Raw genomic sequence first — 19,946 nt, forward strand, 5'->3', positions numbered from 1 at the left:
GGTTAATTGAAATTAAAATCACTGGCGATGGTCAGGCTTAATTGATTGTTCTTTACAATATGTTCGTTGATAAAGTCCCTGAGATTGATTTTCTTTATAATCTGTGACCGGGCATGATTTAGATCCAGACAAATCTCACGCGCCATGTCTAAACTTTTATAATCTCTGCCATAGGAGTTGGAAAGTTCTTCAAGATTTGAACTCATCTCCTTATAGCAAAAATTTATCGACCTCGGCATACGTTCGTCAAAAATCAAAAAGTCGGAAACCCCAAGGGGGTCAAGGCGGCCTTTTTTCAGCCAATTGAATGAACGCCACGCAGCAAGGGAACGAAGCATGACTTCCCACTGGCTCTGATCCTCACTGCCTCCGATAACCTTGGCAGTTGGCAATAGGCGGTGATATTTCGCGTCTACGGTTCTGATAGTGTTGTCTGCCCGCTCGATATAGGTGCCAAGACATATGAAATTGAAGATATCATTATGCAGCATTGTTCCATAAAGCGCGCCGCGGAACAGGGAACTCCCCTTTATGATGCCTTCAAGAATTGTCGGCAGATCGTGGATGTTCACAGGTCTTTTCAATGCCGCCTCGCAGGCGATCCAGCTTTCATTCAGTGACAACCAGACCTCTTGCGTAAGAGATGTGCGAACCGACCGGCCGTTTTGTCTGGCTTTCGACATGAGCGATATTACGCTATTCAGGTTATCTCTGTCTCGAAGCAGGAAATTGATGACGTTTGTTGTTGAGGGAGTGCCGTATTTTTCATCAAAGACGGTTGCTAGCCCATCATAGACAACTATGGCGGTCCATTCCTCCTGGCCTTCATCCTCTCGCGATAAGGCATGGTGCAGGGCGGCCTGAATCCGGCGCGCAGTATTCTCGCTGCGCTCAAGGTAGCGCGCCATCCAGAATAAATTGTCACCGTGGCGTCCAAGCATTTATGATCCTAACACCCAAGTATCTTTGGTGCCCCCACCCTGGCTTGAGTTTACCACCAATGACCCTTTTTTAAGGGCGACTCGGGTTAACCCGCCGGGCGTGACCTTTATGGAGTCGGGTGACACAAGTACAAATGGCCGTAAGTCAACATGGCGTGGCGCGAGACCGCTTTTTGTGAGGATTGGCACGGTGGACAGTGCCAGAGTCGGTTGAGCGACATATTTACCCGGATTAGCTCTGAGTTTTCGTGCAAAGGCTGCCAGTTCGCGTTTGCTTGCAGCAGGACCGACCAGCATTCCGTAACCGCCTGAACCATGCACCTCTTTGACCACCAGTTCATTCAAATGGTCAAGCACATAGCTCAGATTGTCAGCCTCGGCACAGCGCCAGGTTGGAATATTGTTTAGCAACGCTCTTTCGCCTGTATAAAATCTGATGATTTCGGGCACATATGAATAAATTGCCTTATCATCAGCAATGCCCGTTCCCGGAGCATTGGCAAGTATTACACTCCCGTTCCGGTAGGCATCAAAGAGGCCGGGTGTACCAAGCAGACTGTTGGGATTGAATGAAAGGGGATCAAGAAATTCATCATCAACCCGTCGGTAAATGACATCAACAGTTTCTGTGCCGGCGGTGGTGCGGATCATCACCCGTCCGTCGCAGATTTCCAAATCAGAGCCCTGCACAAGCTCAACACCCATCTCGTCAGCCAGAAACGAGTGTTCGTAATAGGCTGAATTGAAAATGCCTGGTGTCAGCACAACAATATTCGGGTCACTGGTATTGGTTTTGGCACAGGACGAAAGTGACTTGAAAAGCTCTTTTGGGTAACCGCTGATTGGTTTTATCTGGTGAGTTGTAAAGAGCTCTGGAAACATGTGCTGCATCGTAGAGCGATTTTCAAGCATGTATGATACGCCAGAAGGAACCCTGGCATTATCCTCCAAAACAAAGAAATCGTTTGGACCTGTCCGAACTATGTCCACACCAACAATATGAGTATAGACACCTCCCGGAGGGGTGAAACCGCACATTTGTGGCAGGAAAGCTTTATTCTTGTATATCAAATCCGCAGGAATTATTCCTGCTTTAATGATTTCCTGACCATTATAGATATCATTAAGAAACGCATTTATTGCAGCAACGCGCTGTATGATGCCGCGCTCCAATCCTCGCCATTCATCCGCTGATAGAATCCTGGGTATCAGATCAAAAGGTATTAAGCGCTCTTCAGCTTCTTTGTCACCGTATACATTGAAGGTGATACCCACCCGACGGAAAAGTTCTTCAGCTGTGGCAGACTTTGTTGAGAGTTTTTTCAAGTCCTGACTGTTTAGCCACGCCAAAAGCTTTTTGTATGGTTCACGACCATCTTCACTTTGGCTGCTTAACATCTCATCAAACATCGTCACCTGACTCCGCGCGACTGGCGCTTAATTACACTATAGTTTGAACAGAAAAGCATTGTTCAAAAAAGTGTTAATTTTTGCCATCGGGTATGCAAAAACCGCACCGCTGTACTTTGTTAAGGTGATAATGGCTGGTGAATGGGTGGGGTCTGGTGATGGCTGGCCATCTTCGCTAAAAGTTCATCTCTGCTGATCGGCGTTGCGGCGGCCAGTGCCGGGCCTGGTGGTGATCGACGGCAAGCTGATCGAAAAACCGGTGCTTCGGGATATACACCGAATTGTGGCGATTGCCGACCAGATGGGATTATAATAAGAATTAATAGAGGGAGACTGGATAATGGAATGTTGTGGCCCGGGTTATGCAAGCCCTCAAGACGCGATCAGGGCGCCGCGGGAGAAGCTGCTTTATACGATAGCCATCTATACCGGCACAGGTATCCAGAAGCCGGATTATCTGGCCACCGTGGATGTTGACCCCGACAGCCCGACCTATAGTCAGGTGATCCACCGGCTTGAGATGCCGGGGATCGGCGATGAGTTGCATCACATGGGCTGGAACGCGTGTTCCTCCTGCCATGATGATGCGAGCATGTCCCGCAAATATCTGATCCTGCCCGGGGTGCGATCAAACAATCTGCATATTGTCGATACCGCCACCGACCCGCGGGCGCCGCGCCTCCATAAGGTGATTGATGGCGCAGAGATCAAATCAAAGGCCGATCTCTCCGGCCCGCATACGGTGCATTGCCTCGGCAGTGAGATCATCATCTCCTTCCTCGGCAACGCGAAGGGCGAGGCACCGGGCGGGTATCTTCATCTCAACAAGGATTTTGAGATTGTGGGCCGCTGGGAGAATTCCATGGGGGAAATCAAATTCGGCTATGATTTCTGGTACCAGCCGCGGCATAACGTGATGGTCTCGTCGGAATGGGCGGCACCGAACACCTTTATGCCCGGCTTTGATCTGGAAGAAGTCGGCCATCTCAAATACGGGCGTGAGCTCCATTTCTGGGATTTCGAAAAACGTGAGCCGATAGAGAGTTTTTATCTCGGCGAAGACGGGCTGATCCCGCTGGAGGTCAAATTTCACCACAACCCGGACAGCACCCATGGCTTCTGCGGCGCGGCGCTCAGCACCAACGTGATCCACTGGTGGAAGAACGATGCCGGCAACTGGCAATGGGAGAAGATCATCGATGTGGCAAACGAGCCGCATCCCGACTGGCCCATCCCGGTGCCGGGGGTGATGTCGGCGATCCTTGTCTCAATGGACGACAGATACCTTTATCTCAACAACTGGCTCCATGGCGATATGCGGCAATACGATATCTCGGACCCGCATAACCCCAAACTGACAGGCCAGGTCTGGATGGGCGGGCTTCTGGGCCGGGCGCCGGTGGTCAACGGGGTTGAGATGGCGGGCGGCCCGCAGATGTTCCAGCTTTCACTTGATGGGCGGCGGCTTTACGTCACCACCTCGCTCTTTTCAACATGGGACAATCAGTTCTATCCCGAGATACGTGAGAAAGGCGGCGTCATGGTGATGATCGACTGCGATCCGATCAATGGCGGGATGTCGATCAACCCTGATTTCATCGTCAATTTCGGTGGTGAGCCGAACGGCCCGTCACGGTGCCATGAGATGCGGTATCCCGGCGGTGATTGCACAAGCGATATCTGGCTATGATCACCATTACCATCGCCAATCAGGATAACGCCACTTATCAGGTGAAGGGCCGTAAGCCTCTCCTTGATGAGTTGCGCGATCAGGGGGTAGACCTCCCCTATGGGTGCAAATATGGCGGCTGTATCACCTGCGCTGCAAAACTCATCGAGGGTGAGGTGGACCAACGGGCCCAGGTAGCCCTCAACAATCGGCAGATCAGCGATGGATATGTCATACTCTGCGTTGCCCGGGCCAAAAGCGACTGCATTTTTGAGATCGGGGTGGAAAGCCATGATAAACTCTACCGCAACCCGTTTCTGGATCCGCTTGCACCCCATGAATTAAAGGCCGATATTGCAACACCGAAGGATATAGACTGATGGCGTATATGAACCATGATGAACCTTACACGGATGAATATCTGCAAGATATCCTCTCTTCGGTGAAGACGATCGCCATGGTCGGCGCGAGCCCCGACAAGACCAAGTTCAGCTATGGTGTCTTGCGGGTGTTGCATGAGACCGGCTATGACATGATCCCGATCAACCCGCGGCCGGGGCTTGAAGAGATCAGGGGGCTTAAAGTCTACCCGAGCCTCGCTGCCATTGACCGGCCGGTGGATATGGTGGAGGTTTTCCGCAAGCCTGAAGACCTCTATGGTGTGGCAGAGGAAGCGATCGCCATCGGCGCGAAAGTGCTGTGGGGGCAGATCGGCGTGGTGGATCATGAAGCCGCGCGCCTCGCTGAAGACGCAGGGCTCAGGGTGGTGATGAACCGCTGCCCGAAGATTGAGCTCTTCCGCCCCTTCTGGAAGCCGCGCCTCGATCTCAAAATCTGATGAGAGAAAAGACGGCCATCACCTTAAAGCAGTAGCCCGGGAAAGCCAGAAAATGACCAGCCCTTCAATTGAAACTGCGATCAATATCCTGAAGCAGCGTTTTGGTGACCGGCTTTCAACCTCTCAAAGCGTGCGCCAGCATCACAGCCACACAACGACCCAGATCAGGAGCGAGTTGCCCGATGCGGTCATCTTCGCCCATTCCACCGAAGATGTGGCGGCGGTTGTCTCGGTCTGCCGGGAGCATCACTGCCCGGTCATTCCCTTTGGTGTCGGCTCATCGCTTGAAGGGCATGTGAACGCGCCTAAGGGCGGGGTTTCCATCGACATGAACGCGATGGACAAGGTGCTGGCGGTGCATGAAGACGATCTCGATGCCGTGGTCCAGCCCGGGGTGACGCGGGAGGCGCTCAACACCCATCTCCGTGACAAGGGGCTTTTCTTCCCGATTGATCCCGGGGCCAATGCCAGCCTTGGCGGGATGGCGGCGACCCGGGCTTCCGGGACTAATGCTGTACGCTACGGGACGATGAAGGATAATATCCTCGCGCTGGAGGCGGTGATGGCGGATGGCTCGGTGATCCGCACCGGCAGCCGGGCCAAGAAATCGGCCGCCGGGTATGACCTAACAAGGCTTCTCATCGGCTCTGAGGGCACGCTCGGGATCATCACGGAACTGACGGTCAAGCTCCATGGCATCCCGGAGACCATCGCCGGCGGCATCTGTTCTTTTCCCAGCGTCGAGGCCGCCTGCAACGCGGTGATCACGACCATCCAGTATGGCATCCCCGTGGCCCGGATCGAGTTGCTGGACGCGGTGCAGGTTAAGGCCTGCAACCAGTATTCCGGGCTTGAACTACCGGAGGAAACCTTGCTCTTGCTCGAATTTCATGGCACCGAAAATGGCGTGCGGGAGCAGTCGGAGATGTTTGGTGAGATCGCCGCCGAGCACACCCCGCATGCGTTCAAATGGACCACCGATCCTGAAGAGAGGGGCAAGCTTTGGAAGGCGCGTCACGATGCGTTCTGGGCGGCGCTGGCGCTCCTGCCCGGGGGGGAGGGGATATCGACTGATGTCTGCGTGCCGATATCACGCCTGGCGGAATGTGTTGAGGAGACCCGCCGTGATATCGAGTCCACCGGCATCATCTCACCCATCGTCGGTCATGTGGGGGATGGGAATTTCCATACCCTGCCCATGGCGCTGCCCGATGACGCGGAGACCTGGGCGAAGATCAAGGGGTTTTCGGAAAGGCTGTCCGAACGCGCCATTTCCATGGGCGGCACCTGCACCGGCGAGCACGGGATCGGCCAGGGCAAGATGGCGTATCTCAGGCAGGAGATGGGCCCGGCGGTGGAGGTCATGATCGCGGTGAAAAAAGCACTCGACCCCGATGATATCCTCAATCCTGGCAAACTCTTCGGCGCGTGAGCTCCCCTGCAATCAACTAATATAAATGACGATATCTTAAAAGCGGTATGCTGGACATCCGCGTTTCGGTGGTTCTCGCCTCGCCCTCGGGCACCACTTTGTCAACTATTCAACCTCTCAAAGCGTGCGGCCACAAAAAATGTGCATGGGGCGCATGGAAAAGCAGGGATGATATTCTACATAAGGCTTACCTTTAATCTTTTCGACAAGGAGAATCGAATGAGTGAAGCAAATACCTGCGGTTGTGGACGCAGCCCAACTGGCAAATGCGTTGGCTGGCACAGCCTCACAGAAGATCAATACGCGACAAAGAAAGCCGCCTGGGAAGCAAAACAGGCTGAGAAGAAAAACCAATAAAGCCTCCCTTAGCAAAGCCCATAAGGGTCACAGGATTTTTATGGGCATTACCGATGAAGGTGAATGATATCACTGGAAAGCCATCGATAGAGTCGGGACTCAAGGGAGTTTTGGGAACCGTGATGGTTTTCTTTTCGCTGTAAATCTGCTCGGAGGCCTGGCCAGTTTCACCACCACCGCCGGGAAACTTCACCCCAGACCGCATGATAACCCGTTGATTGAGCAAAATATGCTTGAGCCTGCCGTGCCATTTCAGGTTGTCAGCGCCATGGTGATGCAGGTCGCATAGACAATGCCGCAGAAAATCAGCGCCATCATCACCGCCGCGCTGCCGTAATCCTTGGCCCGTCGTGACAGGTCATGGCGGGAGAGGGAGATGCGGTCAACCGCCGCTTCGATACTCGAATTGAGCAATTCGACGATAAAGACAAGAAGCACCGAGCAGATCATCATCATCTGCTCGAAGAGATCAACGGGCAGGAGAAACGCCAGCACCAGCAAGGGCACACCAAGCAGCAATTCCTGCCGGAACGCACTTTCCTCGGTGATCGCAAACCTGAGCCCGGAGATGGAATGTCGTGCCGCGTTGAACGCCCTTTTCATCCCGGTATTATTCTTATAGGGATTGTCAATGATGTGATAGGAATCATCCGGCCGTGTTTTCACGAGATGCTCGGCAAAAACAGATGTTGCCGCCTGCCATGAAAATGTCTCTGCATGACGACGGACCTGTTGCCGCGCAATATCAAGGGCCTCCCGGCAGGCTGCGCCAAGATCATCGTCAAGGACGCCGGCACCGGATGCACCGACCACATCGATCGGCCCGGTGACCGGATAGGCCGCCACCGGCAGACCGCAGGCCATGGCTTCCAGCAGGACAAGGCCGAATGTATCTGTCCTCGACGGGAAGACGAAAACATCCGCCTTGCGGTAGAACTCGGGCAATTCCTCTTTCGATTTCATGCCGAAATAGACAGCATCAGGATATCTGGCCTTGAGCTTTTCAAGAGACGGGCCATCACCCACCACCCATTTTTCGCCGTCCAGATCAAGGCTGAGAAACGCTTCGATATTCTTTTCCACCGCGACCCTGCCGACATAGAGAAAGACAGGCTTCGGATTGGTCTTGCGCCGCCGGGCAGGACGGAACAGGTCAAGATCCACCCCGCGTGGCCAGAGCACGGGCGTGCCGATACGCCAGCGCTTCAGGTCTTCCTCGACGGTTTTCGTCGGCACCATCACCACCGTAGCAGGGCGATGAAACCAGCGAAGAAACCCATAGGTCAGGCTTAAGGGGATACGAAAGCGGGAATGGACATATTCGGGAAATCTCGTGTGATAGGCGGTGGTGAAGTTGAGCCCATGGCGGCGGGCAAAATTCCTGGCCGCCAGCCCCAGCGGGCCTTCGGTGGCAATATGGATAATATCTGGTGACAGATGGTGAATAAAGGAGGCAACCCGGCTTCCCGGCATCAGCGACAACCTGATTTCCGGGTAAGTCGGGCAGGGCACCGTGCGGAACAGCTCCGGCGTCAGCATGGTCACGTCATGGCCCATTTCAATCAGCGCATCTCTTGTATGGGTGAGACTTCGCACCACCCCGTTGACCTGCGGATACCAGGCATCGGTTACGATCAGGATTTTTTGGCCGCACTCGGGCATCAGGCCTCCTTCATTTCACGCAGAGTTTCCCCGGAGACAACGGAAACCTTCATCATTTCCGACCAGTTCAGAATTTCAAACCGGCCATCATGGTGCTCGACCAGCGCAGTCATGGATTCAACCCAGTCGCCATCGTTGCAATACAGCACATCGTCGATATGGCGGATTTCAGGTTTGTGAATATGGCCGCAGATCACGCCCGTGCAGTCCCGCCGCCGGGCTTCCCTCACCATGGCGGTTTCAAACGCCGAGATAAACGATACCGCGTGTTTGACCTTGTGCTTGAGATACTGGGAAAAAGACCAGTACGGCATGTTGAAAAACCGCCGCAACAGGTTGAGCCAGTGATTGATCTTGAGCAACAGGACATAGGCCGTATCGCCAAGATAGGCCAGCCACCGTGCGTGCTGGATCACGTTGTCGAAAAGATCACCATGCACGATCCAGAAACGCTTGCCTTGCGAGGTGACATGCACCGCGTCTTCACAGATCTCGATCTCCCCGAAGGTCAGGCCGGTGAATTCGCGCGCCGCTTCATCGTGATTGCCGGGAATATAGTAAACCTTGGTGCCGTGCCGTGCCTTTCGCAGGATTTTCTGAATGACGTCGTTATGCGGCTGGGGCCAGTACCATCTTTTCTTCAGCTGCCAGCCATCGATGATATCACCCACCAGATAGAGCGTTTCGCTGCGGGTGTGTTTCAGAAAATGCAACAGTTCCATTGCCCGGGCCCCACTCGTGCCAAGATGGGTATCCGATATCCAGATCGTGCGGAAATAAAGCTGATGCTCAAGGACGGTATTCAAGGCGAAAACCCCTGATGCCAGAAAACATGAATGAGCTATAAAAACCCGATATTGCAGAAATATTACCGTGAGGTTTCAATCATGTTGCATTGAAAGGCCGTCTTGGGGGATTGCGTCAACCCTTCCGGTCTTGAAGGAAAGATCACTTGCAATAAACCTGTCACATTTATTCGGTATAAATCCCCTTATTTGGCAGGATTTTATCATGAAGATTGGCATTAATGGCATGGGCCGCATTGGCCGTCTGGTGCTGAGGGCGGCTTTGGGTGGTGTTCTCCGCGATGCGAAAGACCGAAACCCGGATACACGGCTTGAAATCATGCATCTGAACGAGGTAAAGGGCGGGGCTGAGAGCACGGCACATCTTCTCGAATTTGATACCGTGCATGGACGTTGGCGCGCGGATATTCAATCCGATGAAAACAGCATCACCATCGATGGCCGCCGCATGGGTTTTTCTTCATGTGAGATGCCCGAAAGTGTCGATTGGGCCGCGCATGGTTGTGATCTTGTCCTTGAATGCACCGGCAAGTTCCGCACGCCGGAAAAACTGGCGGGATATTTTGCCAAAGGGATTCGCAAGGTCATGGTTGCGGCCCCGGTCCAGGATAGCCGCGCCCTCAATATCGTCTTCGGGATCAATGACCACCTTTATAACCCCGAGATGCATCATCTGGTGACGGCGGCGTCTTGCACCACCAACTGCCTTGCACCGATCGTCAAGGTTGTGCATGAGAAGATCGGCATACGCCATGGCCAGATCACCACTATTCACGACCCCACCAATACGAATGTGATTGTTGACGCACCGCATAAGGATTTGCGGCGTGCACGTTCCGCCATGACCTCGCTTATCCCGACCTCCACCGGCAGTGCGAAAGCCATCGGGTTGATCTATTCCGAGCTTCAGGGCAGGCTGAACGGTCACGCCGTGCGGGCGCCGGTGCTCAATGCCAGCCTGACCGACGCGGTGTTTGAACTTGCCCGCCCCACCAGCACAGAAGAAGTGAACGAATATTTTGCCGAAGCAGCTGAAAATGAGCTTGCCGGCATCCTCGGCCTTGAAGAACGGCCTCTTGTCTCGGCGGATTACGTGAACGATACGCGGAGCTCGATCGTCGATGCGGCCAGCACGCTGGTGACCGATGGCACGATGCTCAAAGTCTATGCCTGGTATGATAATGAGATGGGTTATGCCTGCCGGATGGTGGATCTGGCGAAAAAGATGGCTGACCTCGACCAATGAGAACATCCCTCAGCCAGTATCTGACCGTCACCGGATCGTATTGGGGGTTCACGCTCTCGGATGGTGCCTTGCGCATCCTTGTCCTGTTTCATTTCTTCACGCTCGGGTATTCGCCCTTTACCCTTGCGCTTCTTTTCCTTCTTTACGAAGCGGCAGGGATCGTTGCCAATCTTGGCGGCGGCTGGCTCGCAACCCGCTTCGGCATCCCGAGAATGCTGCTGCTCGGGATGGCATTGCAAGTTTCTGGTTTATTACTGCTATCGTTTCTTGACCCGGCATTTGATCCTGTTCTTTCCGTCATCTGGGTTCTGGTAGCACAAGGCATTGCCGGGCTCGCCAAAGACATCACCAAGACCGCCTCGAAATCCGCCATCAAGGTTGTCCAGATCGATGAAGGTGAAGGCCTCTTCCGGTGGGTTGCCTGGTTCACCGGCTCAAAGAACGCCATGAAAGGGGCAGGGTTTCTTTTGGGCGGGGTCATGTTGACCACGATCGGGTTCCGTGGCGGGCTGTGGCTCTTGGCAGGCCTGCTCGGGCTTCTCGCCGTGATGGTGGCGGTAACCCTTCCGCCAAGACTCGGAGCAGGTGTTTCGTCCAGGACAATCCGGGAATTGTTCAGCAAATCCCCTGCGGTGAATGCGATTGCGATGGCGCGGATTTTTCTTTTCGGGGCGCGGGATATCTGGTTTGTCGTCGCGCTCCCCGTCTTTCTTTATGCCAATGGCTGGAGTTTCTGGGAAGCAGGCGGGTTCCTTGCCATCTGGACGGTGATTTACGGCGGTGTTCAGGGTATCGCACCTGAGATCATGCGCACCGCCGCCGCCCGTGCCGGCGCCGTTTCTTCGGCTGCAATGGTGGGATGGGCCGTGGCGCTCGCGCTTGTTCCGCTGGGTCTTTCTGGCTTCATGATGGTGAAGCCGGATGTGCTGATATTGATTTCAGGCCTCCTTGTCTTCGGGGTGGTCTTTGCCGTGAACTCCTCTCTGCACTCTTTTCTTATTGTTGCCTATGCCGGCAGCAGGAAAGCCGCGGAAGATATCGGCTTTTATTATGCGGCCAATGCCGCAGGGCGGCTGGTTGGCACATTCTTGTCAGGGCTTCTTTACCAGCAGGGTGGATTGCTGGCCTGCCTTGCCGGATCAACGGTGTTTCTGGTCATCACGGCGCTTGTGGTAAGGCGGCTTCCGCCACCATGAATCCGGGGTGAAAACCGTATCACAGGCTACTGATACCTCTTTGTTGATCATGTTTTCGGTGATACGCTGAAAAGGATGAGATGTTGAGAAATAATGATGACCATCCAATCCATTTCCATTGATGATACGGGCCAGAGCCTGAATTGCCATCTGCCGGATGGAAAGGTGATCAGGTTTCACGCAATCTGGCTGAGGGATAATGCCACCGATGATAAAACAAGGGCATCGGGCAATGGCCAGCGGCTGGTCACCATTCAGGACATTCCCGAAAATGTGGTGATCCGTAAGGCACGACTTGAAGATAATATTATCACCATCACCTATAGCGACCGTGACCTTGAGGTTGCCTATGATCCGGCATGGCTGATCTCGCATTGCTATGATCGCGAACCGGGGTCGAGGGGCTGCTGGTTTGCGGATTGGGTTGAGACATGGGACAGTCGCCTAAGCCGGGCTTTGCCGGTGGCGGATTTCAACAACGTCAGGGAAGACGGCGACGCCTTGTATGGCTGGCTTGCTGATCTGCGGCGGTATGGATTTGCAAAACTTGAGGGCGGCCCTGTCAAAAGCGGGGCATTGATGGAGGTGGCCAGCCTGTTCGGATTTGTACGCGAAACCAATTACGGCAAATGGTTTGAAGTCAGAACAGAGGTCAACCCGGTCAATCTTGCCTATACCGGTCTTGGGCTTCAGGCGCATACCGATAATCCCTATCGTGATCCGGTGCCGTCGATGCAGATCCTCTATTGCCTTGAAAATTCGGCCCATGGCGGTGACAGTATTGTCGTGGATGGCTTTCATGCAGCCAGATTGCTGGCTGAAGAAGACACCGCCGCCTTTGCCCTGCTTGCCAGTCATTGCGCACGATTTTCCTATGAAGGCAGCAAGGGTGTTGCCCTTAATTCACGGCGACCAATGATCGAAACCACCCCTGATGGGGAAGTCATTACCATCCGCTTTAACAACAGGTCAGCAGCGGCCTTGACCGATATCCCCTATGATTCCATGGCGGATTACTATCGTGCCTGGCGGCGCTTTGCAGAAATTATCGAGGCCCCGTCGATGCAGGTCAGTTTCAAACTTGCGCCGGGGGAGTGCTTTGTTGTTGAAAACACCAGGGTTCTTCATGCCCGTAACGGCTATAGCGGGGAAGGCTCGCGCTGGCTTCAGGGGTGTTATCCCGATAAGGATGGGCTTTACTCAACTCTGGCGGCCATGGAAAAGGAAAGAACAGCATGATGACAGAAGAAGCTCGGCGTCAGGTCATTGACCGGATCATCACCATTTTCAGGACCAATGGAGCAGAAGAATATCTGGGTGAGCCCGTTACAATCGGCGAGCATATGTTGCAGGCGGCCTATTTCGCGGCGGAAGCAGGCGGCGATGAAGACGCCGTGATCGGTGCACTTGTTCATGATGTGGGGCATTTCACCTCCGAACTTGGCTCGTTTGAGATGAATGATGTCATGGATCGCATGCACGAGGATGCAGGCGCCATGCTGATCGAAGGCATCTTTCCGGCAACCGTGGTGGATTGTGTTCGACACCATGTTGCCGCCAAACGATATCTTTGCGCGGTTGATAAAGAGTATTATGACGATCTTTCCGATGCGTCGAAACACTCGCTGAAACTGCAGGGCGGGCCGATGGGTGACGATGAATGCAAGGCGTTCGAGCGCATCCCCGGGTTTGAACGCATTGTCCTTGTCCGGCGTTGCGATGATCAGGGCAAGATCACCGGCATGGACGTGCCCCCGCTTGATCACTATTTGCCCATGCTCTACAGGGTTGCCGGGGTTGAGGCGGGCTGAACATCGGCGTATCGGGGGGGCAGCGCCGCGCCGGCGCGCAGCTTTTCCCCATCACAGCAGCTCAAGGGTGATGGCCGCGACCACCATGTAACGCGAGGTCTTTGCCACCGCAACGACCACGAGGAAAAGAAGGAAAGGGGTTCGGAAAAAGCCGCTTGCAACCGTGATCGGATCGCCGATGATCGGCACCCAGCTCAACAGAAGGCTCCACCAGCCGAATTTTTCGTACCATCTTCTGGCACGATCGAGTTGCCTTTCCCCCACCGGAAACCACGTTCTTGATTTCAGCCGCTCAAGGCTTCGGCCAAGATACCAGTTGACCACCGAGCCCAGCGTATTGCCGAGGCTGGCGAAAAACAGCAGCAAGGCTGCCGAATATGTGCCGGAAGATATCAATAAAGCAAGCCCGACTTCGGATTGTGCCGGCAGGATCGTCGCCGCCAGAAATGCGGCGGCAAATATTCCGGCGTAAGCCATGATTTCAGTCATTGCGGCTATTTCTCATATTGTCGGCGGCGGCAAGTTGTTGAAATATGCAAAGGCGATACCAGATTAATAGCATGTAAGTCTACCTAACCCGGAGCAGGTTACCCATGTCGATCCGTCCCATCAGTCTAAGCAGCCAGGCGAAACCCACCATGGAAGGGGCTGGCGTTCATCTTCATCGTGTGTTCGGGTTTGGCGACACCGATATGTTTGATCCGTTCCTGATGATGGATGATTTTCGCAACGACATTCCGGATCAGTATCTGAAAGGCTTTCCATGGCATCCCCATCGCGGGATTGAAACCATTACCTATGTCCTTAAGGGAAATGTTGAACATGGCGACTCGCTGGGCAATCACGGTGTGTTGAGCGACGGCGATGTGCAGTGGATGACCGCGGGCTCCGGTATCATCCATCAGGAAATGCCCACCGGCAACGCAAAAGGCCAGATGCACGGCTTTCAGCTCTGGGCCAATCTGCCCAGCCATCAGAAGATGTGCACCCCCCGGTATCAGGATATCAAATCGGGGGATATTTCAGCGCTGACCGATGATGACGGGACACATATCCGGGTCATCGCCGGGGATTATCGCGGCTATCGCGGGGCGGTGGACGGGATTGATACCGATCCATCCTATCTTGATATCACGCTGCTGCCGAACGTGAAGAAGAGGTTTCCTTTCGATACACGACGCCAGGGATTTGCCTATATTTTTGAGGGCAGCGCCAGTTTCGGCAATGCATCGGCGCCGTTTGGTGTCAATGTGGAAAAGGAATTCAATGGCGAGGAGCTGAAGATCAGGGATAAGTCTGGAAATCGCACGCTGGTGGTGTTTGGCGCTGGTGATGAGGTTGAAGTGACAGCAGGGGAAGAGGGGGTTCGCTTCCTGCTCATTTCCGGCGCGCCTCTTCGTGAACCGGTTGCCTGGCACGGGCCGATCGTCATGAACACAAGGGCGGAACTGCAGGAAGCTTTCCGCGAACTCAATACCGGACAGTTCGTCAAGACCGGCGCCGAGGGGTGGATGAATTCACGGGGCAGGTAGCACGCCTCAATTCGCCTTGCCGGACCGGGCCTTTCGGGAAATCCCCTTGCCCGGGCGCAGGGCGCATCGCAACGCTTGCGCGTGGTCCAGCCGTTGACGGTTCAGGAAAGAGATAAAAGGAAAATGCCCGCGGCGACGATGACCGCGGCGATGAGCCGCGGACGTGCCGGGCCTTCACCAAACCAGAACAAGCCGATCATTGCCGCAAAGATCACCGATGTTTCCCTGAGCGCGGAGACCATGCCGAGCGGAGCCAGCGTCTTGGCGTAGAGCGCAAGCGCATAGGCGAAGGCGGAAAGCGCCCCGCCGGCAAGGCCGGTCACCATCTGTGTCCGGCTTAACGCGCGCAGCCGTTCCATCCGTGTTGAGAAGATAAAGATGACAATCAGGCCTTCGGCAACAAACAGCCACGCGATATAGGAAAAGGTCTTCTCGGAGATGCGCACGCCAAGGCCGTCCACCAGCGAATAGGCGGCAATGGTCAAAGCCGTGCCAAGGGCGAGCGCAACGGCCAGGAGAGGCCGTCCGGTACGGGAAGGCCTGAGGCTGAGGATCATGATTCCGGCGGAAACCATGAGCAGCCCGGCCCAGCCGCTTGCCGAAAGCTCTTCACCAAGAAACAGAAACGCCGGGATGGCCACAAGCAGCGGCGTTGATCCACGCGCAATCGGGTAGACAAGCGACAGATCACCAAACCGGTAGGACATGTTCAGAAGATAATAATACCCCCAGTGAATAATCGTCGAGGCGATGATATAGGGGATCATTTCAGGGTCGGGCAGAGGCAGGAAAGGCACCGCCGCAAGCGCTGGCAGGGTATGGCCGATCGAAACAAGCCCGAAGGTAACAGTCCGGTCAGCGGCGCCCTTGATCACCGCATTCCAGGTTGCGTGCATCAGGGCCGCAACCAGAACGATGCTGAAAACCTCAGGCGTCATGGGCCTGGCCGGAACGGGTCAAGATCCTGTCCTCTCAGGCTGGCCAGGGCAGGGAGTAGGTCTTGACGGTGGTGAAGAACTTCATCGCCTCAAGCACGCCTTCCTTGACGCCGTTGCCCGAATCCTTGATCCCGCCGAAGGGCGACATCTCGATCCGGTAGCCAGGCTGTTCCCAGATATTCACGGTCCCGACATTGAGCCCCTCGATATACTGGGTGGCGCGGATCAGATCATTGGTGCACACCCCGGAGGACAGCCCGAAGGAGGTGCTGTTGGAAATCGCCATGACCGCGGCATCATCGTCCGGCACCCGGACAATCGGAACGATCGGCCCGAAGGTTTCTTCCATCACCAGTTCGCATTCATGGGGAACGTGATCGACCACAATCGGTGGCAAAAGGGCGCCGTCGCGGCCGGGGTGATAGAGGATTTTCGCCCCGAGCTTTTCGGCTTCAAGCACACGGTTTTCAAAAATCTCCGCCGCCTTGTCGCTGATCACGCAGCCAAGCTGTGTCTCCGGGTCCATCGGATCACCAAAGCGGATGGCCCTTGCCTTCTCAAGGATCAGCGGGACAACATCATCGGCGATAGACTTCTGGATGAGGATACGCTTGACGGCGGTGCATCGCTGGCCGGAATTTCCCGTTGCCCCGGCAACCGCGATCGTGGCCGCCTTGTCAAGATCATCACCTTTGAGATCGTTGAGCAGGATCAACGGATCATTGCCGCCAAGTTCAAGCGCGGTGCGTTTATATCCGGCTTTTTCGGCGATCATCTTGCCCACCGGCACGCCGCCGGTAAAGGTGATGATATCGATATTCGGGTTGGTGATCATCTCATCACCGATATCCTGCGGCCAGCCGGTGACGATCTGGAACATCTCATGCGGCAGGCCGGCTTCGTAGAGAATATCGGCAAGGGTGATCGCGGTCAGCGGGGTCAGTTCCGTCGGCTTGCAGACCATGCAGTTATTGGTGGCGATAGACGGGGCGATCTTGTGCGCGACCATGTTGAGCGGGTGATTGAACGGCGTGATGGCCGAAATGGCCCGCACCGGCTCTCTCTTGGTGAAGATCTTGCGGCTTTTGCCATGGGGGGTTAGATCACAGGAGAAAATCTGCCCGTCATCCTGGATGGCGAGTTGACCTGCAAGGGTGAAGACATCATAGGACCGGCCGGTTTCATAGAGCGAATGCTGCTTGCAGATACCGAGTTCCAGCGTCAGCCAATGGGCGATTTCCTCGCGGCGTTCACGGATGAGTTCAGCGGCACGGAAGAGGATCTGCTGGCGTTCATAGCGGGTGAGTTTCGGCTGATACGCGGCCGCAATCTCGAAAGCCTTGCGCGCATGTTCCGCCGTGCCTGCGGGAACCGTGGCGATCACCTCGTTTGTATAGGGGTAACGCACCTCGACAACCTTGTCGGTGTGAACTTTTTCGCCGCCGATACGCATCGCTTCCCGGCGGATGGATGATGTTGACATGGGTTGGTTCCTCTATCCTGCTTGATATGGTGGCGTCGGGCTTACTCAGCGGCGGCGATGGCGGCGTAGAAGAACGCATCGAAATTGCGCAACTCCGGGGCCGAAGGCAGATCAATCCGGCGATTGACGATGAACGGGACTTCCTGTTCGGTCAACCCGCCATGGCTGCGAAGCGGCTCTTTCAGCGCCGCAAGATCATGCCGGTCTTCGGAAGTGCCGATGGTCATGTTTTCATCGGAGATAATGACGATATCGCCGATCCGGTCCGCGGGCAGATCGAACCTGCTGACCGCGTCCTCCTTGTCGATGGCAAGCATGATGCCGTCAATTTCCCTGATCCGGCTGATGATCTCCTGCCGCCGGGCATTATCCGGCAGATAGGCGGTGGCGAAAGATCCAAGCGCCCCGTGATGCACCACATAAGGGTCGGTGATCGGCAGGATGACCCGCGCCGCCGCCTTGCCAAGCCAGTCATCGAGAAGGTCCTGGATATACACCACCGCCGGTGCGCCGCTGGCATCATGTTTCGGTTTCATGCCATGATCGGCGGTCAGCACAATGGCCGCGCCCATTTCATCGAGCTGGCCGATATAGCGGTCCACCATGGCATAGAAATCCTTTGCTCCCTGCTCATCCGGGGCGAATTTATGCTGAATGTAATCGGTGGTGGAAAGATACATCACGTCAGGTTTCCATTCCGCCAGCAGTTTGCAGCCGGCAGCAAAGACAAATTCCGACAGCTCGCCTGAATAGACTTCCGGCACGGGGCGGCCAAGCCAGGCGCTGGCATCATCAATCCCGTTGGCTTCCATCGTCGCCTGATCCGCCCGCTCGGAGGAAAAACAGATAGCCCGGCCATCGTCGAAGGAAAGCCCCGCCCCGAGCAGGGCGCGAAGCTTGTCTTTTGCGGTGATCACGGCAAGCCGGGCGCCGGCGGCGTAGTATTTTGAAAAGATGGTGGGTGCCCGCAGAAAACGGACATCGTTCATCATCACTTCTTCGCCGGTTTCCGGATCATAGAGAAAATTGCCGCAGATACCATGCACCGTGGGTGGCCGGCCGGTAGCGATCGACATGTTGTTCGGGTTGGTGAAGGACGGGATCACCGAATGCGCGATCCGGTCGGTGCCCTCGGCGCGCATCCGTTCAACATTGGGCATCAGCCCTTCGGCGATCGCGACATCAAGATATTCGGGCTCACAGCCATCAAGGCAGATGGCAACGGCACAGGTCCGCGGTACGGCGTAATTTCGTCCATTGGCTTCAACAGGGGAGGTCAGGGGCATCGATAGATCCTTCGTGATTGCATCTGATTGGATTCAGGAACAGAGTCTCTGTCTTTCGGCCAGGGCTTCGGCAGGCGGGGCTGCGCTTCGGACGCCCATATCGGCCAGGGCTTCACCCGCCGCGGTGATGACGCCGCGCATCACGGCCTCGTCCATGCGGCCGATACAGCCGATACGGAAACTGTCCACCACGGTCAGCTTGCCCGGATAGATAATATATCCGGCGGCTTTCATCAATTCATAGAAACGCGCAAATTCAAAGGCGGGATCAGCGGGGCAGAAAAACGTCACGATAATCGGCGACAGCCATTCCTGATCGAGCAGGGTTTCAAAACCGAGGCGGCGCATCCCATCGACCAGCACATCCCGATTTCGGGTGTAGCGCGCGCCCCGCCCCGCGACGCCGCCTTCGGCCTCAAAGAGGTTCAGCGCCTCGATGAAGGCGGCAACCACATGGGTTGGCGGGGTAAAGCGCCACTGGCCCGTTTTTTCCATCGCCGCCCATTGGGCGTGGATATCCAGGCTGAGCGAATGGCAGTTTCCCGCCGCCGCCTTGAGCGCCTCCCGGCGGGCAAAGACAAAGCCGAATCCCGGCACGCCTTCGATACATTTATTGGCCGAAGACACCATCGCTTCAAAACGGATCGTGGCCGGCTCGACGGGGATGGCGCCAAAGGCGGACATGCTGTCGATCAGCAGGCGCCGCCCGGCGGCCTCGGTTGCCTCGGCAATCTCCCGGATCGGGTTCAGGATGCCCGAACTCGTCTCGCAATGGATCACGAGCACATGGCTGATATCTTCATCTTCGGCAAGGATCGCCGCCACGTCGGATGCGCGTGGCGGCAGATAGTCGCCTTTGTCGAGGAGGTGGACCTCCCGCCCCAGATACCGCATGGTTTCCGCTGCCCGCAGCCCGTAGGCGCCATTGGCCAGCACCAGCAGTTTGCCGTCCCTTGGAACGAAGGTTCCGAGCATGGCTTCCACCGCGAATGTTCCTGAGCCCTGTATCGGCACGCATTCATAGGCCTCGCCGCCGGCACCAAGGATATCAAGCAGGCGCCGGCGCAATTCGGCCGTGAGCGCCCGGAAATCACCATCCCAGCTTCCCCAGTCCCGGAGCATGGCCTTCTTGACCTCGATAGCGGTGGTGAGCGGCCCCGGCGTCAGCAGATATGGCTCACCCAGGGCAGGGGATGGAAAGGCCGCTCCGGTCATGGCTGACTGATCCGTTTTCATGAAGTTTCTCCGCCAGAGGTCCAGCTCATGGCGCCATCTTGGCACAGGAATATTTATATGTATAATCTTTATAAATTATTTATCTATAGGATAAGGTTATACA

At 55.5% G+C, this 19,946-nt stretch carries 19 protein-coding genes; 9 read left to right on the plus strand and 10 right to left on the minus strand.

Features of this window, described 5'->3' with window-relative positions; translation table 11 throughout:
* Positions 1 to 2: 2 nt before the first annotated feature.
* Complete coding sequence (locus AB8880_01235; protein XDZ66046.1) at positions 3 to 941, minus strand: alpha-E domain-containing protein; 939 nt, start codon at positions 939 to 941, stop codon at positions 3 to 5.
* Entirely contained in the window at positions 942 to 2,351 is a 1,410-nt protein-coding gene (locus tag AB8880_01240) for a circularly permuted type 2 ATP-grasp protein (GenBank protein ID XDZ66047.1), read from the minus strand.
* Positions 2,352 to 2,691: 340 nt separating this feature from the next.
* Between AB8880_01240 and AB8880_01245 the strand changes: the two genes are divergently transcribed.
* Genes AB8880_01245 through AB8880_01260 form a run of 4 tightly spaced genes read left to right on the plus strand, consistent with a single transcriptional unit; the run spans position 2,692 to position 6,290 of the window.
* Entirely contained in the window at positions 2,692 to 4,041 is a 1,350-nt protein-coding gene (locus AB8880_01245; protein XDZ66048.1) for a selenium-binding family protein, read from the plus strand.
* A complete protein-coding gene (locus tag AB8880_01250) occupies positions 4,038 to 4,400 on the plus strand; it encodes a 2Fe-2S iron-sulfur cluster-binding protein (protein ID XDZ66049.1) in 363 nt (120 codons plus the stop codon). The genes AB8880_01245 and AB8880_01250 overlap by 4 nt, the downstream gene beginning before the upstream one ends.
* An 8-nt stretch (positions 4,401 to 4,408) precedes the next feature.
* A complete protein-coding gene (locus AB8880_01255) occupies positions 4,409 to 4,858 on the plus strand; it encodes a CoA-binding protein (GenBank protein ID XDZ67086.1) in 450 nt (149 codons plus the stop codon).
* Positions 4,859 to 4,910: 52 nt separating this feature from the next.
* A complete protein-coding gene (locus AB8880_01260; protein XDZ66050.1) occupies positions 4,911 to 6,290 on the plus strand; it encodes an FAD-binding oxidoreductase in 1,380 nt (459 codons plus the stop codon).
* A 286-nt stretch (positions 6,291 to 6,576) separates the two neighbouring features.
* On the opposite strand, the gene AB8880_01265 is transcribed toward AB8880_01260, so the two are convergent.
* From AB8880_01265 to AB8880_01275, 3 genes are read right to left on the minus strand one after another with little or no spacing between them, the layout of a single operon-like run.
* Positions 6,577 to 6,840, minus strand: coding sequence for a hypothetical protein (locus AB8880_01265; GenBank protein ID XDZ67097.1), 264 nt, complete (start codon positions 6,838 to 6,840; stop codon positions 6,577 to 6,579).
* A gap of 59 nt (positions 6,841 to 6,899) precedes the next feature.
* Positions 6,900 to 8,309, minus strand: coding sequence for a diacylglycerol kinase (locus AB8880_01270; protein XDZ66051.1), 1,410 nt, complete (start codon positions 8,307 to 8,309; stop codon positions 6,900 to 6,902).
* Positions 8,309 to 9,115, minus strand: coding sequence for a UDP-2,3-diacylglucosamine diphosphatase (locus AB8880_01275; protein ID XDZ66052.1), 807 nt, complete (start codon positions 9,113 to 9,115; stop codon positions 8,309 to 8,311). Before AB8880_01275 ends, AB8880_01270 begins: the two co-directional genes overlap by 1 nt.
* Positions 9,116 to 9,320: 205 nt before the next feature.
* On the opposite strand from AB8880_01275, the gene AB8880_01280 reads away from it, so the two are divergent.
* The 4 genes from AB8880_01280 (at position 9,321) to AB8880_01295 (ending at position 13,368) form a co-directional block, all read left to right on the plus strand.
* Positions 9,321 to 10,361, plus strand: a complete 1,041-nt coding sequence (locus tag AB8880_01280) for an ArsJ-associated glyceraldehyde-3-phosphate dehydrogenase (protein XDZ66053.1) — start codon at positions 9,321 to 9,323, stop codon at positions 10,359 to 10,361.
* On the plus strand, positions 10,358 to 11,557 hold the full coding sequence (arsJ, locus tag AB8880_01285) for an organoarsenical effux MFS transporter ArsJ (protein ID XDZ66054.1): 1,200 nt from the start codon (positions 10,358 to 10,360) through the stop codon (positions 11,555 to 11,557). The genes AB8880_01280 and arsJ overlap by 4 nt, the downstream gene beginning before the upstream one ends.
* Before the next feature lie 96 nt (positions 11,558 to 11,653).
* A complete protein-coding gene (locus AB8880_01290) occupies positions 11,654 to 12,796 on the plus strand; it encodes a TauD/TfdA family dioxygenase (GenBank protein XDZ67087.1) in 1,143 nt (380 codons plus the stop codon).
* Positions 12,793 to 13,368 carry an HD domain-containing protein gene (locus AB8880_01295; protein XDZ66055.1) on the plus strand — a complete coding sequence of 192 codons (576 nt, stop codon included), beginning with the start codon at positions 12,793 to 12,795 and terminating at the stop codon, positions 13,366 to 13,368. The genes AB8880_01290 and AB8880_01295 overlap by 4 nt, the downstream gene beginning before the upstream one ends.
* A 51-nt stretch (positions 13,369 to 13,419) precedes the next feature.
* On the opposite strand, the gene AB8880_01300 is transcribed toward AB8880_01295, so the two are convergent.
* The gene (locus AB8880_01300) at positions 13,420 to 13,857 is read right to left on the minus strand and encodes a YqaA family protein (protein ID XDZ66056.1); all 438 of its coding nucleotides are present in this window, start codon (positions 13,855 to 13,857) and stop codon (positions 13,420 to 13,422) included.
* A 104-nt stretch (positions 13,858 to 13,961) separates the two neighbouring features.
* Here AB8880_01300 and AB8880_01305 point away from each other — a divergent pair, with 104 nt between their 5' ends.
* Positions 13,962 to 14,900 (plus strand): pirin family protein, encoded by a 939-nt coding sequence (locus tag AB8880_01305; protein ID XDZ66057.1) that lies wholly within the window; start codon positions 13,962 to 13,964, stop codon positions 14,898 to 14,900.
* 101 nt (positions 14,901 to 15,001) lie between these two features.
* Here AB8880_01305 and AB8880_01310 read toward each other — a convergent pair whose 3' ends face one another.
* The 4 genes from AB8880_01310 to AB8880_01325 are packed head-to-tail and all read right to left on the minus strand — an operon-like array spanning position 15,002 to position 19,843.
* Positions 15,002 to 15,838, minus strand: a complete 837-nt coding sequence (locus tag AB8880_01310) for an EamA family transporter (GenBank protein ID XDZ66058.1) — start codon at positions 15,836 to 15,838, stop codon at positions 15,002 to 15,004.
* A gap of 34 nt (positions 15,839 to 15,872) precedes the next feature.
* Positions 15,873 to 17,321: a phosphonoacetaldehyde dehydrogenase gene (phnY, locus tag AB8880_01315; protein ID XDZ66059.1), complete on the minus strand. Its 1,449-nt coding sequence runs from the start codon at positions 17,319 to 17,321 to the stop codon at positions 15,873 to 15,875.
* Between the two features lie 41 nt (positions 17,322 to 17,362).
* On the minus strand, positions 17,363 to 18,607 hold the full coding sequence (phnA, locus tag AB8880_01320; protein ID XDZ66060.1) for a phosphonoacetate hydrolase: 1,245 nt from the start codon (positions 18,605 to 18,607) through the stop codon (positions 17,363 to 17,365).
* A gap of 33 nt (positions 18,608 to 18,640) precedes the next feature.
* Entirely contained in the window at positions 18,641 to 19,843 is a 1,203-nt protein-coding gene (locus tag AB8880_01325) for a 2-aminoethylphosphonate--pyruvate transaminase (protein ID XDZ66061.1), read from the minus strand.
* Between the last annotated feature and the right edge of the window lie 103 nt (positions 19,844 to 19,946).

The sequence above is a fragment of the Alphaproteobacteria bacterium LSUCC0684 genome, assembly GCA_041228335.1.
Taxonomy (GTDB): Bacteria; Pseudomonadota; Alphaproteobacteria; order Puniceispirillales; family UBA1172.